The 14,541-nt window shown below is 62.0% G+C and carries 11 protein-coding genes; 10 read left to right on the forward strand and 1 reads right to left on the reverse strand.

What is annotated here, in order from left to right; genetic code table 11:
- The coding region (locus AC1RAC_RS20705; RefSeq protein WP_492616943.1) for a retention module-containing protein at positions 1-1,382 on the reverse strand (1,382 nt) is incomplete at its 3' end.
- A 339-nt stretch (positions 1,383-1,721) separates the two neighbouring features.
- Between AC1RAC_RS20705 and AC1RAC_RS20710 the strand changes: the two genes are divergently transcribed.
- From AC1RAC_RS20710 to AC1RAC_RS20755, 10 genes are all read left to right on the forward strand, one after another.
- A complete protein-coding gene (locus AC1RAC_RS20710) occupies positions 1,722-3,077 on the forward strand; it encodes a TolC family outer membrane protein (protein ID WP_034125411.1) in 1,356 nt (451 codons plus the stop codon).
- Positions 3,078-3,118: 41 nt separating this feature from the next.
- Entirely contained in the window at positions 3,119-5,275 is a 2,157-nt protein-coding gene (locus AC1RAC_RS20715; RefSeq protein WP_034125412.1) for a type I secretion system permease/ATPase, read from the forward strand.
- Complete coding sequence (locus AC1RAC_RS20720) at positions 5,265-6,629, forward strand: HlyD family type I secretion periplasmic adaptor subunit (protein ID WP_014716369.1); 1,365 nt, start codon at positions 5,265-5,267, stop codon at positions 6,627-6,629. Before AC1RAC_RS20715 ends, AC1RAC_RS20720 begins: the two co-directional genes overlap by 11 nt.
- Before the next feature lie 213 nt (positions 6,630-6,842).
- A complete protein-coding gene (locus AC1RAC_RS20725; protein ID WP_492616944.1) occupies positions 6,843-7,715 on the forward strand; it encodes a TauD/TfdA dioxygenase family protein in 873 nt (290 codons plus the stop codon).
- A gap of 60 nt (positions 7,716-7,775) precedes the next feature.
- Positions 7,776-8,696: a LysR family transcriptional regulator gene (locus AC1RAC_RS20730; RefSeq protein WP_200584051.1), complete on the forward strand. Its 921-nt coding sequence runs from the start codon at positions 7,776-7,778 to the stop codon at positions 8,694-8,696.
- A gap of 227 nt (positions 8,697-8,923) precedes the next feature.
- Positions 8,924-10,459: an MFS transporter gene (locus tag AC1RAC_RS20735; protein ID WP_054922445.1), complete on the forward strand. Its 1,536-nt coding sequence runs from the start codon at positions 8,924-8,926 to the stop codon at positions 10,457-10,459.
- 15 nt (positions 10,460-10,474) lie between these two features.
- Positions 10,475-11,533: an HlyD family secretion protein gene (locus AC1RAC_RS20740; RefSeq protein WP_057977800.1), complete on the forward strand. Its 1,059-nt coding sequence runs from the start codon at positions 10,475-10,477 to the stop codon at positions 11,531-11,533.
- Positions 11,530-12,975 carry an efflux transporter outer membrane subunit gene (locus AC1RAC_RS20745; RefSeq protein WP_492616945.1) on the forward strand — a complete coding sequence of 482 codons (1,446 nt, stop codon included), beginning with the start codon at positions 11,530-11,532 and terminating at the stop codon, positions 12,973-12,975. The genes AC1RAC_RS20740 and AC1RAC_RS20745 overlap by 4 nt, the downstream gene beginning before the upstream one ends.
- 74 nt (positions 12,976-13,049) lie before the next feature.
- Complete coding sequence (locus tag AC1RAC_RS20750; protein ID WP_054922440.1) at positions 13,050-13,559, forward strand: sigma-70 family RNA polymerase sigma factor; 510 nt, start codon at positions 13,050-13,052, stop codon at positions 13,557-13,559.
- On the forward strand, positions 13,556-14,506 hold the full coding sequence (locus AC1RAC_RS20755) for a FecR domain-containing protein (RefSeq protein ID WP_492616946.1): 951 nt from the start codon (positions 13,556-13,558) through the stop codon (positions 14,504-14,506). The genes AC1RAC_RS20750 and AC1RAC_RS20755 overlap by 4 nt, the downstream gene beginning before the upstream one ends.
- Positions 14,507-14,541 lie beyond the last annotated feature (35 nt).

Consider the following 14,541-nt stretch of genomic DNA (forward strand, 5'->3'; position numbering starts at 1 on the left):
GTATTCGGTACCAGGTTCTCGAAGTTACCGCCCGTTGCGCCCGTGATCGTGGTGCTGACCGTCGAACCATTGTTGTAAACGTCGTTGGCCGGCGTATCGACCACAACGGTACCCGTCGATTCGCCCGCCTTGATGGTGATCACCGAGCCATTGCTCAAGGTGACGTTCACCGGGGTCTGCGCCGGGTTGGTCAGGGTGGCGGTGTAGGTGATCTGGCCGCCTTCGGTCACGGTCGTACCCGCGGTCAGGGTGACCGTGGTGGTGTCGATCGAATCGGTAATGGTGGTAACCGCTGGCGTGGTATTCGGTACCAGGTTCTCGAAGTTACCGCCCGTTGCGCCCGTGATCGTGGTGCTGACCGTCGAGCCGTTGTTGTAGACGTCGTTAGCTGGCGCATCTACGACAACGCTGCCTGTCGACTCACCGGCCTTGATCGTGATCACCGAGCCATTGCTCAAGGTGACATTCACCGGCGTCTGCGCCGGGTTGGTCAAGGTGGCGGTGTAGGTGATCTGGCCGCCTTCGGTCACGGTCGAACCAGCCGTTAGAGTGACCGTGGTGGTGTCGATGGTGTCGGTGATCTGCGTCACGGCCGGGTTAGGGTCGATGGTCAATACCAGGTTGCCGCCACCGGTGGTGCCCGTAACGCCCACGCTGATCTGGCTAGGGTCGTTGTACGGGGTGTCGTTGGGCGCCAGGGGTACGTTGACTGTACCGGTCAGTTGGCCTGACGGGATAGTAATCACCGCGCCATTGGACAAGGTGACGGTAAGGTCGCTGCTGGATGGCCGCGTCACGGTCGCGGTGTAGGTCAGCACACCACCGGCTTCGGTGATGGTGGGGGTTGCGCTCAGGGACAGGGTCGAAGGCTGCAGCACCAGGTTGCCCGCGTCAGCGGAGCCTGGGGCACCGGTCAGCGCGTTGAGAGCCGAAGTGCCCTGACCAAGCGTACCGGTGGGGAAGCCGATGGTCGGATCGACACGGCCGGCGGTCGCGTCCAGCACCACGAAGCTGTGGCCACCCCCGGCTGCGCCGTTACCGGCAGCGTTTGCGCCGGCGGCAGTGGCTTCCAGGTCGGTGGTCGGGTCGGCGCCAGCGGCGATGGCTTGTTGCAGCTCGGCAACCGATGGCGCGGCTTGCTCGCTGGCAGCGGCGAGGTCGAGGCTGGAGTCCGGCAGGTCGGCGCTCCACTGGGTGTCACGGCCCAGGTCCAGAATGCGACCGTCGGCCAGCTCCAGGCTCACGGCGCCCGACATACCGGTGTCGATCTGGTCGCCCGCGAACAAGCGATCACCTTCAACGAGGACGCGCCGAGCACCTTCCGGAGAAATAACGAAAACTTGACCAACAATGCTTTTGACGATGGCAACAACACTGCTCATTAAAATTTTCTCCGGCGATCCGTTTCGACAAATTCCATTTCGCAGCGCGCTATTAGGGCTGCCAACTGGGAGGGCGTAGTCTATATATGCATTGACGTCAAATAATTGGCTAGATTTTTTAGCTATCTAGTTAGTGCCAAACTATTGACCTTAGGGCCGCCATCCTAAACAATCGGCCCCGTAATGTCACATTGATATTTATGCGGCGAACCGTCCTACATGTGTGTGAAGCAGTTCCGCTTTTTGAACTTTCCGACGTACGGTCATTACGGTAGCCATTATCCGACGCAGCGGTGCCAATCGCTGTGATTTGAGACAAGAAGTCCTAGGGAATTTTAAATGCGTCTGCACCTGTTCAAGGCAATACCGTTCGTTCTCGCCGCCAGTTTCGTACAAGCCCAGACACTGCCCCAAGCCATGCAACAGGCATTGGATGTACACCCGGAAATCCAGGCAGGTGTTAACAGCCGCATCGCTGCCGATTACCAATTGCGCGCCGCACAAGGCGGCTACCTGCCGCGTGTCGACCTGAACGCCGGTTACGGCCGCCAAGGAACCGACAACGCCACCACCCGCGCCAACAATCCTGGCGGCAATCACTGGGACACGCTCAACCGCGGTGAATCCAGCCTGCGCCTGCAGCAAATGATTTTTGACGGTTTCGCCACCTCCAGCGAAGTCGGGCGTCAACAAGCCAACGTTAATTCCCGCGCTTACTCTTTGCTCGGGACTTCGGAGCGCACCGCGCTGACCGTTGCCCAGGTTTACCTGGAAGTATTGACCCGTCGTGAGTTCGTACGCCTGGCCGAAGATAACCTGCGCAACCACGAACGCATCTACGACCAGATCAAGTTGCGCACCGAGCGCGGCGTCGGCAACGGTGCCGACCAGGACCAGGCCGAAGCGCGCCTGGCCCAGGCCCGTAACAACTTGATCACCGAGCAGACCAACCTGGCCGATGCGCAGGTCAACTACCTCAGCGCCGTCGGCCAGATGCCCGACGAACTCGAGCGTCCGGCCCCATTCATGGCCATGCTGCCGGCAGACCTGAATGAAGCGCGTCGCCAGATGCTCGACAACAGCCCGATCCTGCGTTCGGCCGAGTCGGATATCTCTGCCGCCGAGAAGCAGTACGACGCCGCCAAGTCCAACTTCTATCCGCGTTTTGACGCTGAATTGGGTACCAACGCCGACAACAACGTCTCCGGTGATCCCAACCACAGCAATGGTTGGGAAGCCATGGTGCGCATGCGCTTCAACCTGTTCGCCGGTGGCAGCAACAAGGCCGACCTGCAATCGAAGTCCTACCAGGCCAACCAGGCGCTGGACATCCGTAACAATGCCTTGCGCCAACTCAATGAAGAACTAGGCTTGGCCTGGAACGCCCTGAACAACGCCAATGCGCAATTGCCGGTCGCCCAGCAGTACGTGGATCACAGCACCCGCGTACGCACGTCCTACCAGCAACAGTTCAGCCTTGGTCAACGTACGCTGTTGGATTTGCTCGACAGCGAAAATGAATTGTTCACCGCTTCCCGCCGCCTGGAAGAAATCAAGAACATTCAGTTATTTACTCAGTACCGAATCAAGGCGACCATGGGCGAATTGCTCAAGAGCCAGGGAGTGGTTGCACCAATGGCCTCCGTCGTGCAGAACGACGTGAAACCTAAAGTCCAACTGCCTGGGATGAATTGAGCCACCCCAATAGCCCCATCTGTTAGTCGAGAGTGCCCCGCGTGGAACCTGAAGTCAGTCGAGTTCATCTCAGTCATGATCCACGCGCACTGCACGACGACCCGTTACTCGACGGGTTGTTGGCGCTCTGCGCCCTGCATCAAAAACCGGCCAGTGCGGCCATGCTCACCACCGGCCTGCCGCTGCCTTCGCAACGCTTGAGTGCCGAACTGCTGCCGCGTGCCGCTGCGCGGGCCGGGTTGCAAGGCCGGCTGCTGCAACGCAAGTTGGAACAGATCCCGACCATTGCACTGCCGGCGCTGCTGTTGCTCAAGGACGGTCGCAGTACCGTGCTGGTGGGCTGGGAGGGCGAAGATGAAGCGCGGATCCTGCTCAGCGAAAGCGACGGCGGTGAAGTGCTGATCAAGCGCGAAGCACTGGCCGACGACTACATCGGCAAAGTCTTCTTTGCACAGCCGCAGCACAAGTTCGACGTCAACCACGGCAGCCTGATTCCGCGGGCGCGCTCGTGGTTCCGTGACACCCTCATGCGTTCACGCTGGCTCTACACCGACGCCATCGCCGCCAGTTTCCTGATCAACATCATCGCCATGGCCGCGCCGCTGTTCGTGATGAACGTGTACGACCGCGTTGTGCCGAACCAGGCCACCGCCACCCTGTGGGTGCTGGCCGTGGGCATCTGCGGTGCCTACCTGTTCGACCTGATCCTCAAAAGCCTGCGCAGCCTGTGCCTGGACCTGGCCGGTAAAAAGACCGACCTGATCATCTCGGCCACGCTGTTCGAGCGCATCGTCGGCATGTCCATGAAATACCGCCCGGCGCGGGTCGGCAGCTTCGCGCAGAACATCCATGAGTTTCAAAGCCTGCGCGACTTCCTCGCGTCGCTGACCCTCACCAGCCTGATCGACTTGCCGTTTACGCTGCTGATCTTCCTGGTCATCGCCATTCTCGGCGGGCACCTGGTGTGGATCCCGGTGCTGGCGTTCCCACTGGCCCTGGGCATCGGCTACGCCTTGCAAAAGCCCTTGGTCGCGACCATGGAACGCACCATGGCGCTGGCCGCCGAGCGCCAGTCGAGCCTGATCGAAACCCTCGCCGGGCTTGATGCGGTCAAGGTCAACAATGCCGAGAGCGAGCGTCAGTACGGCTGGGAACAGACCATCGGTACCCTGAGCCGGCTTGAGCTTCGGGTGAAGTTGCTGTCGGGCCTGTCGATGAACATGACCCTGCTGATCCAGCAACTGGCCGGCGTGATCATGATCGTGTTCGGCGTGTACCAGATCATCGACGGCAACCTCAGCATGGGCGGCCTGATTGCCTGCTACATGCTCAGTGGCCGTGCCTTGAGCCCGCTGGCCTCGCTGTCGGGCCTGCTGACGCGCTATCAGCAAGCCAAGGTCACCATGACCTCGGTGGACCAGATGATGGAGCTGCCTCAGGAGCGCAACTTCGAAGAGCGCCCCATGAGCCGTCGCACCCTGCAAGGCGCCATCGAGTGCCGGGGCCTGAACTTCACTTACCCGAACCAGCAGAACCTGGCGCTGAAAAACATCAACCTGGTGATCAAGCCAGGGGAAAAAATCGGCATCATCGGCCGCAGCGGCTCGGGCAAAAGCTCCCTGGCCAAGTTGATCGTCGGCCTTTACCAACCCGACTCCGGCTCCTTGCTGGTGGACGGCGTGGACGTGCGCCAGATCGACGTGAGCGAGCTGCGCCACAACATCGGCTATGTCGCCCAAGACATTCAATTGCTGGCCGGCACCCTGCGCGACAACCTGGTCAGCGGTGCGCGCTACGTCGAGGATGAAATGGTCCTGCAAGCCGCCGAACTGGCTGGCGTGCACGAATTTGCCCGTCTGCATCCCCAAGGCTACGAACTGCAAGTCGGCGAGCGTGGGCAGAACCTGTCCGGCGGCCAGCGCCAGAACGTTGCCCTGGCCCGTGCGCTGCTGCTCAACCCGCCCATGCTGCTGCTGGACGAACCCACCAGCGCCATGGACAACACCGGCGAAGAACGCTTGAAGCAACGCCTGCAAGCCGTGGTGCAAAACAAAACCGTGGTGCTGGTCACGCACCGAGCCTCACTGCTCTCCCTGGTTGATCGCCTGCTGGTGGTCGACCGTGGGCAGATTCTCGCGGACGGCCCGAAAGCCGTGGTCATGGAAGCGTTGAAGAAGGGGCAGATCAGTGTTGCTTAATTCCATCAAGAGTGCGGTCGGCCGCTACTTCAAAGGCTCCGATTCGCTGCAGGGCCAGCCGCTGCCCGAGGTCAACAAGGCGCTGATCGAAGATGCGCCACGGGTCATCCGCCTGACCATCTGGGCAATCATCGCGTTCTTTGTATTTCTGGTGGTGTGGGCCGGTTTCTCCCAGATCGACGAAGTGACCCGTGGCGACGGCAAGGCGATTCCGTCGTCCAAGCTGCAGAAAATCCAGAACCTTGAAGGCGGCATCGTCGCCGAGCTGTACGTCAAGGAAGGCCAGATCGTAGAGGCTGGCGCGCCGTTGATTCGTCTCGACGACACGCGGTTTGTCTCCAACGCCGGGGAAACCGAAGCCCTGCGCCTGGCCATGCAACTGCGTGTCGAGCGTTTGAGCGCCCAGGTGGATGACCGCCCGCTGAACATCCCTGACGAGGTGCTCAAGGCCGCGCCGAGCCAGGCCGCCAACGAGCGCTCCTTGTATGAAAGCCGCCGCCAGCAGTTGAAAGACGAAGTCGGCGGCTTGCAGGAACAACTCGTGCAACGCCAACAGGAACTGCGCGAGTTCACCTCCAAGCAGGGCCAATACCGCAGCCAGTTGTCCCTGCAACGCCAGGAAATCAACATGTCCGAGCCGCTGGTGGCCCAGGGCGCGGTGTCGCCGGTAGAAGTGCTGCGCCTCAAGCGCGCCGAAATGGAAACCCGCGGGCAGTTGGACGCCACCACCCTGGCGATCCCGCGTGCTGAATCGGCGATCAAGGAAGTGCAACGCAAGATCGATGAAACCCGCGGCAAATTCCGCAGCGAAGCCCTGACCCAACTCAACGAAGCCCGTACTGAACTGAACAAGGCCGAGTCCACCGGCCGCGCGCTGGAAGACCGGGTCAGCCGCACCCTGGTCACCTCGCCAGTGCGCGGGATCGTCAAGCAGTTGCTGGTCAACACCGTTGGGGGTGTGATCCAGCCGGGCAGCGATATGGTTGAAATCGTGCCGCTGGACGACACCCTGCTGGTAGAAGCCAAGATCCGCCCGCAAGACATCGCCTTCCTGCACCCAGGGCAGGAAGCGGTGGTCAAGTTCACCGCTTACGACTACACGGTCTACGGTGGCCTGAAGGCCAAGCTCGAACGCATCGGCGCCGACACCATCACGGATGAAGACAAGAAGACCACCTACTACATGATCACTCTGCGCACCGACCGCAGCCACTTGGGCACCGATGAGAAGCCGCTGCTGATCATCCCCGGCATGGTTGCTTCGGTGGATATCATCACCGGCAAGAAAAGCATCCTCAGCTACCTGCTCAAGCCGATCATCAAGGCGCGGGCCGAGGCGTTGCACGAGCGTTGATCTTCAGCGCCTGTCCGACCTTATCGCAGGCAAGCCAGCTCCCACATTTGAATGTGTTCATCAATCAGAATGTGGGAGGGGGCTTGCCCCCGGTGAGCCGTCAGCATCACGCTACAGCTCAAACCAAACGCCATATCCATATGCGCTAACGGTATTTAAGCTTCCATCCTTATGCCTATAAATTCACTCCCCTGTCCGCCGGGAATGAATCAAATGTCTGCCACCACCGCCCTCCAAACCTTCGACATCCACCCCTTCCCCGGCAGTGTCGGCGCCGAGATCATCGGCCTGGACTTATCCCGCCCAGTCAACGAGCAGGACTTCGCCCGCATCCATCGCGCACACTTGGACTACCACGTCATCGTGTTCCGCGACCAACGCATCACCCCCGAACAACAGATCGCCTTCAGCCGCCTTTTCGGCGTGTTGCAGATCCATGTGCTCAAGCAGTTCCTGTTGGCCAACCATCCCGAGATCCTGATCGTTTCCAACATCATCGAGAACGGCCAATCCATCGGCCTGGGGGATGCAGGCAAGTTCTGGCATTCGGACCTCTCATACAAAGAACTGCCCAGCCTGGGTTCGATGCTGCATGCCCAGGAACTGCCATCTGAAGGCGGCGACACTCTGTTCGCCGATATGCACAAAGCCTGGGAGCACTTGCCAGGTCACCTGCGCAACGCGGTCGAAGGCCGCAGCGCCGCGCATTCCTACACGGCGCGCTACAGCGAGACCAAATTCGAAGGCAACTGGCGCCCAACCCTTACCCCCGAACAGCTCGCCCAGGTTGCCGAAGTGGTGCACCCCGTTGTGCGCACCCACCCGGAAAACGGCCGTAAGGCGCTGTTCGTCAGCGAGGGCTTCACCACCCGTATCGTCGGCTTGCCCGATGACGAAAGCCGTGACCTACTGGCCCAGCTCTATGCCTACAGCGTGCTGCCGGAAAATATCTACCGTCATCAGTGGCAGCCCCACGACCTGGTGTTCTGGGACAACCGCTCGCTGATCCACTTGGCCGCTGGTTGCCCAAGCCACCTGCGTCGCAAGTTGTACCGCACCACGATTCAGGGTGACGCGCCGTTCTAACCCGATAAAGCCTGCTAGGATTGCGCCCAGTTCACTCCCAACCGATTACGAGTGCTTGGCATGCAACTACCGGACATGAACCTGCTGGTCGCCCTCGACGCGTTGCTCGACGAGGGCAGTGTGGTGGGCGCCGCGCGGCGGATGAACCTCAGCCCGGCCGCCATGAGCCGCACCCTCACGCGTATCCGTGAAGCGGTCGGTGACCCGATCCTGGTGCGTGCCGGCCGTGGCCTGGTGCCGACGCCCAAGGCGCTCGAGCTGCAAGGCCAGGTGCGCAATGTGGTGGAGCAGGCTGCGTTGCTGTTCCGTTCGGCGGACCAAGTCGATTTGAGCACCTTGCGCCGCCGCTTCAGCGTGCGCGCCAATGACTTTTTCATCGGCGTGTATGGCGGGCGACTGTTCGACACCATGGAGCGTGTGGCGCCGTTGTGTGAGCTGCGCTTTGTGCCCGAAGGCGACACTGACGATGAAGCCCTGCGCGAAGGGCGGTTGGACTTGCGGGTGAGCAACACCATGCCTGCCAGCCCGGAAGTGAAGGTGCAGAACCTCTTCTCCACCACCTTTGTCGGCCTGGCACGACAAGACCACCCGCTGTTCGACGAAGAAATCACGGCGGCACGCTTTGCCAGCTACTCCCACATCAGCATCTCCCGGCGCGGCATCGCCCGTGGGCCCATCGATACAGCGTTGAATGCCCAAGGCCTGGAGCGCCGTGTGGCCATGATCGCCCCAGGCTTTCACGGTGCGATGTTCATGCTGCCCGATTCCGACCTGCTGCTGCCGGTGCCCAAGGAAGCCCTCCTGAGCGCCAAGCGTCTGAACCTGCCACTGCGTGCATTTACCTTGCCGATTCCACTGCCAACCCTGGTCTTGGCCCAATCCTGGCACCCACGTTTCGACAAAGACCCGGCGCACAAATGGCTGCGTGAAACCATGCGCGAAAGCTGTCATGCCACCTGGCTAGAAGCCCAGCCGGTATAAAGCGAACGCGGATGAATGTGGGAGCTGGCTTGCCTGCGAAGGCGGCGTGTCAGTCACTGAATCTCTTACTGAACTGGCGCTATCGCAGGCAAGCCAGCTCCCACAGGGTTCAGTATTGATGTTCAAAGTTGCGCCTGGCGCACTTATAACCTGCCAACAAGTAACTTTTTGTCATGAGAGTGCCTGATTAAACTGCTCGGGTATTTCTCATTCCGAGTTACCTGTTCATGACGTCCCTCGCTGCCCCCGTCCTCCAGGCCGCAGCCAAACCTACGGCCCCGAGCCCACCCGTGTTCGGCCCGCGCATCATCATCGGCTTGCTCGGCGTGTTGCTGGCGGTGCTGGTCTCCGGTCTCAACGAGATGGTCACCAAGGTTGCTCTCGCCGATATCCGTGGCGCGCTGTACATCGGTTTTGATGAAGGCACGTGGTTGGTCGCCGCCTATACCGCCACCTCCGTGGCAGCCATGGCCTTCGCGCCGTGGTGTTCGGTGACGTTTTCCCTGCGTCGCTTCACCCTGTGCGCTATCGGTTTGTTCACCGTGCTGGGCATCCTTTGCCCGTTTGCGCCGAACTACGAAAGCCTGCTGCTGCTGCGTACCGTGCAAGGCCTGGCCGGTGGCGCGCTGCCGCCGATGCTGATGACCGTGGCGCTGCGTTTTTTGCCGGCCAACGTCAAGTTGTACGGGTTGGCCGGTTACGCACTGACCGCCACCTTCGGGCCCAGCCTGGGCACGCCGCTGGCGGCGTTGTGGACCGAATACGTCGGCTGGCAGTGGGCGTTCTGGCAGATCGTCGCGCCGTGCCTGCTGGCCATGGCGGCCGTGGCCTACGGTTTGCCACAAGACCCGCTGCGCCTGGAGCGCTTCAAGCAGTTCAACTGGCGTGGCCTGCTATTGGGCTTTCCGGCGATTTGCATGCTGGTGATCGGCTTGTTGCAGGGCAATCGCCTGGACTGGTTCGAATCGGGCCTGATTACCTTCCTGCTGTGTGGCGGCACATTGTTGCTGGTGCTGTTCATGCTCAACGAATGGTCACAGCCGCTGCCCTTCTTCAACCTGCAGATGCTCGGCCTGCGCAACCTGGCCTTCGCCCTGATCGTGCTGGCCGGCGTGCTGATGGTGCTGACCTCGGTGATCATCATCCCGTCGAGTTTCCTCGCCCAGGTCCAGGGCTACCGGCCGCTGCAAACTGCGCCGGTGATGCTGCTGATGGCGCTGCCACAGTTGATTGCGCTGCCGCTGGTGGCGGCGCTGTGCAACCTGCGCTGGGTCGATTGCCGCTGGGTGCTGGGCATTGGCCTGAGCATGTTGGTGCTGTGCTGCATCGGCAGCTCGCACCTGACCTCGGCGTGGATTCGTGACGACTTTTATGGCTGGTACCTGCTGCAGATTTTCGGTCAGCCGATGGCCGTGCTGCCGCTGCTGATGTTGTCTACCGGCAGTATTCAACCCATTGAAGGGCCTTTCGCTTCGGCCTGGTTCAATACGGTCAAGGGCCTGGCTGCGGTAATCGCCACTGCGGTGCTGGATACATTGACCACCCAGCGCGGGCATTTCCATTCAACCATGTTGGTGGACCGCCTGGGCAATTCGCCCCTGGCCGACGCTGACGCGCCGGGCCTCGCCCACCGCTTGCACGAGCAGACCGTGGTGCTGACCTCTTCGGATCTTTACGTCGTCATGGCCGGTGTCGCGGTGGCGTTGATCCTGCTGATTTTCTGGATGCCCACGCGGATCTATCCGCCTCGCGCTCCGGCCTGACCTCAAGGACTTTCCATGAAACGCAAAGACAAAATTGCCGTCTCCGTTATTGCTGTATTTGCCGTCGGCGTGCTGGTTTACCTGATTGCGCCGGGCGTACTGGGCAGCAAGCACCAGACCACCAACGACGCCTTTGTCGCCGCCGACTTCACTCTGGTGGCGCCGCGGGTGGCAGGCTTCATCAAGGAAGTGCTGGTAGAAGACAACCAGCGCGTCAAGGCTGGCCAACTGTTGGCGTTGATCGACGACCGCGATTTTCGCGCCGCCGCCCAGGCCGCCGATGCCGACACCCTGGTCGCCCAGGCCCAGCTGAAAAACGCCAGCGCGACCCTGGAGCGCCAAAGCTCGGTGATCGCCCAGGCCCAGGCCACCGTGGCAGCAGATCGCGCAGAAGTGGCGTTTGCCGAGCATGAACTGAATCGCTATAACCACCTCGCTGGCGTCGGTGCGGGCACCGTGCAGAACGCCCAGCAAGCCAAGACCCGCATCGACCAGGCTACCGCGCGCCTGGCCAAATCCACCGCCGTGCTGGCCGCCGAACGCAAGCAGGTGGAAATCCTCACCGCCCAGCGCGACGCCGCCGAAGGTGGGCTCAAACGCGCCCAGGCCGCGCTGGAAATGGCCAGTTATCAGCTGTCTTACACGCGCATTGTCGCACCGGTGGATGGCATGGTCGGTGAGCGTGCGGTGCGGGTCGGCGCCTATGTGACACCGGGCAGCAAGATCCTCGCGGTGGTGCCACTGGCCGAAGCCTACGTGGTGGCCAATTTCCAAGAGACCCAACTGTCGCATATGCACGCGGGGCAAGCGGTGCAAGTCAGCGTCGACAGCCTTGACGGCGAACTGCTCAAAGGCCATCTGGAAAGCCTGGCGCCTGCCACCGGGGTGACCTTCGCCTCGGTCAAGCCCGACAACGCCACCGGCAACTTCACCAAGGTGGTGCAGCGTATTCCGGTGAAGATCGTCCTCGAACCGAACCAGCCACTGACCGAGCGTTTGCGCGTCGGCATGTCGGTGGAAGCCAGCGTCGACACCCGGCCGGTCGCGCAACAGCGTGAGGTGGCCCAGCAATGAAACATCTCGCCTGGCTCACCTTGAGCCTGATCAGCCTGAGTGCCTGCACGGTCGGTCCGGACTTCCAGCGGCCTCAGGGCTCGCAGATCAATCAATGGAGCGAACCCCAGGGCCGCCAGGCCGCCAGCCGCGCCACCAGCGACCCTTTGCAGGAGCGCTGGTGGGATGTGTTCCACGATGCGCAGCTCTCGGCCCTTACGCGTCGCGCCCTCAGCGATAACCTCGACCTGAAACTGGCCAGCAGCCGCCTGCAACAAAGCCGCGCTATCCGCCAGGTGACCACGGCCGAGCGCTACCCCAACGTTGATGTCGGCGGCGCTTACCAGCGCAAGCGCAACAGCGGCAAAGGCTTGAACGACCCTTCCGGCGAGAATGGCCGCGCAGCCTTCAACCAATGGGACATGGGCTTCTCCGCTTCTTGGGAACTGGACTTCTGGGGCCGGGTCAAGCGCGAAACCGAAGCCGCCGACGCCACCCTGGAAGTCGCCGAAAACGACCGTCGCGCCGTGTTGTTGTCGGTACTGGCCGAGACCGCCCAGGACTACATCCAACTGCGCGGCGTCCAAAACACCCGCGCTGTCACCGAGCAAAACCTCGACGTTGCGCGCCACAGCCTCAAGCTCTCGCAATTGCGGTTGGCCGACGGCGTGGCGACCGACTTGGACGTGGCCGAAGCCGCCGCCCAGGTCGCGGCTATCGAAGCGCGCCTGCCGGATCTGCAGCAGCGTCAGGACCAGTTGATCAACGCCCTGAGCCTGCTGATGGGCGAGCCACCCCAGGCGCTGTACGCGCAGCTGTCCAAAGACGCCCCTGTGCCGCAAACACAGCGCCAGGTCGCGATCGGCCTGCCATCGGAACTCGCCGAGCGCCGCCCAGACATCCGTCAGGCAGAAGCTCGCTTGCACGCTGCCACTGCGAGCATCGGCGTGGCCAAGGGCGACTTTTACCCACGCATCACCCTGTCCGGCAGCCTCGGCTCCCAAGCCATGCAGCTCTCGGATTTCGGTTCCTGGGGTTCCCGCGCCTTTGCCTTCGGCCCGCAATTGAGCCTACCGCTGTTCAACGGCGGGCGCCTGCAAGGCATGGTCGATTTGCGTGAAGCCCAGCAACAGGAAGCGGCGCTGGCCTACCAGCAAACCGTGCTACGCGCCTGGCATGAAATCGATGATCAACTGTCCCGCTACAACGCCAGCCAACTGCGTCGCGACAGCCTGGCCGAAGCGGTGCGCCAGAACCAGATCGCACTGACCACTGCGCAACATCAGTACGTCGAAGGCGTGGCGGATTTCGTCAACGTACTCACCGTGCAAAGCGCATTGCTGGCGACGCAGGAGCAGTGGGTGGAAAGCTCCACCGGCGTGTCGTTGGCCATGGTCGGGCTGTACAAAGCGCTGGGAGGAGGGTGGGAGTCGGTGTACCCGTTGCAGACCGCTGTGCGCTGAGCGAGAAAGAGTTTTTGTCAGTCGCCAAATAAGATGTAATGATAATTGCTCTCAATAACACTTCTGAGCTTTTCATGGGCATCGCGACTGACGGCCAGCAACAGCTTCACATCCTGTACCGCGACCATCATGGCTGGCTGCAAGGCTGGTTGCGCAAGCGTCTGGGCGACCGGGAACAGGCCGCCGATGTGGCTCAGGACACCTTCCTGCGCCTGCTGGTGGCCGGGCGCTTCCCGGGTGACAAAGAAAGCCGCAGCTACTTGGCGCAGATCGCCCGCAACCTGGTGATCGACCAATGGCGCCGCCTGCGCATCGAGCGTGCGTACCTGGAAAGCATCGCGCACCTGCCCGAGCCCGAGTCGCCTTCCCTGGAAACCCGCGCGCTGATCCTCGAAACCCTGATGCAGATCGACGCCATGCTCGACCGCATGCCCGACAATGTACGCCGTGCGTTTTTACTTTCGCAGTTCGAAGGCTTGAGCTATGCGCAAATCGCCGTACGCCTGGGCGTCACCGTCAGCTCGGTGCAGAAGTACATGACCCGCGCCATTGTCGCCTGCTACCAGGTGGTGTACGAAGAATGAAACACGACGCGCCTATCGCCCCCGCGATTGTCGAGCAAGCCAGCGAGTGGTTGATGCTGCAATGGGGCGACGAGCTCAAGGGCGAGCAGCGCCAGGCGTTTGCCCGCTGGCAGGCCGCTGACCCGGAACACCGCCGCGCCTGGCAGCGCTTGCAGCAGCTGCAACACACCCTGGGGGGCGTACCTGCCGACAGCGCTCGCGCAGTATTGCGCGACACCCCGGATACCCAACGCCGGGCCGCGCTCAAACTGCTCGGCCTGCTGTTGGTGGCCGGTGGCAGCGGCTACCTGATGCAACGCAGTGAAACCTGGCAAGCGGCCTTTGCAGAGCTGCGTACCGCCACGGGCGAAATTCGCCATATGACCTTGAGCGACGGCACGCAACTGGACCTTAACAGTGACAGCGCCGTAGACCTGCGTTTCAGTGCTACCGAGCGGCGTATTCGGCTGATCCGAGGCGAGGTCCTGCTGACCAGCGGCCACGACGCCTCGCGCCCGTTGATCGTCGAAACGCCAGCCGGTGATGTGCAGGCGTTGGGCACGCGCTTTGCGGTGCGTGAACTGCCCGACGGCAGCCGCGTGGATTTGTACGAAGGTCGCCTGCGGGTCACGCCGTTGCAGGGTACGCCGGTGCATATGCAGGCAGGGGACAGCCTGTGGTTCAACGCGCGTCAAAGCACCGCGTTGCCGGCAGTGAGCGCCAATGCCGGCAGTTGGACCGAGCACCGTCTGGTTGCCGAGCGCCAGCCGTTGGGTGAGTTCGTGGCGCAACTGAGCCGCTACCGCCCGGGCCTGTTGCGCTGTGATCAGGCGGTGTCGAAGCTGCTGTTGACCGGCGTGTTCCCGCTGAACGACACCGACGCGATCCTGGCGGCCTTGGAGCGTTCATTGCCCGTGCACGTGCAGGCGGTGACCCGTTACTGGGTAACGATCAAGGCGCGGGTCTGAAAATACTTTGTACAGGGCTTGTCGGTTTCTGCGGC

Source organism: Pseudomonas sp. GW823-FHT02F05 (assembly GCF_058797315.1).

Bases quoted from the DNA above. Each gene is read 5' to 3' on its own strand.
- AC1RAC_RS20710 (WP_034125411.1), top strand. From the start codon at position 1,722: ATGCGTCTGCACCTGTTCAAGGCAATACCGTTCGTTCTCGCCGCCAGT.
- AC1RAC_RS20725 (WP_492616944.1), top strand. From the start codon at position 6,843: ATGTCTGCCACCACCGCCCTCCAAACCTTCGACATCCACCCCTTCCCC.
- AC1RAC_RS20730 (WP_200584051.1), top strand. From the start codon at position 7,776: ATGCAACTACCGGACATGAACCTGCTGGTCGCCCTCGACGCGTTGCTC.
- AC1RAC_RS20735 (WP_054922445.1), top strand. From the start codon at position 8,924: ATGACGTCCCTCGCTGCCCCCGTCCTCCAGGCCGCAGCCAAACCTACG.
- AC1RAC_RS20740 (WP_057977800.1), top strand. From the start codon at position 10,475: ATGAAACGCAAAGACAAAATTGCCGTCTCCGTTATTGCTGTATTTGCC.
- AC1RAC_RS20745 (WP_492616945.1), top strand. From the start codon at position 11,530: ATGAAACATCTCGCCTGGCTCACCTTGAGCCTGATCAGCCTGAGTGCC.
- AC1RAC_RS20750 (WP_054922440.1), top strand. From the start codon at position 13,050: ATGGGCATCGCGACTGACGGCCAGCAACAGCTTCACATCCTGTACCGC.
- AC1RAC_RS20755 (WP_492616946.1), top strand. From the start codon at position 13,556: ATGAAACACGACGCGCCTATCGCCCCCGCGATTGTCGAGCAAGCCAGC.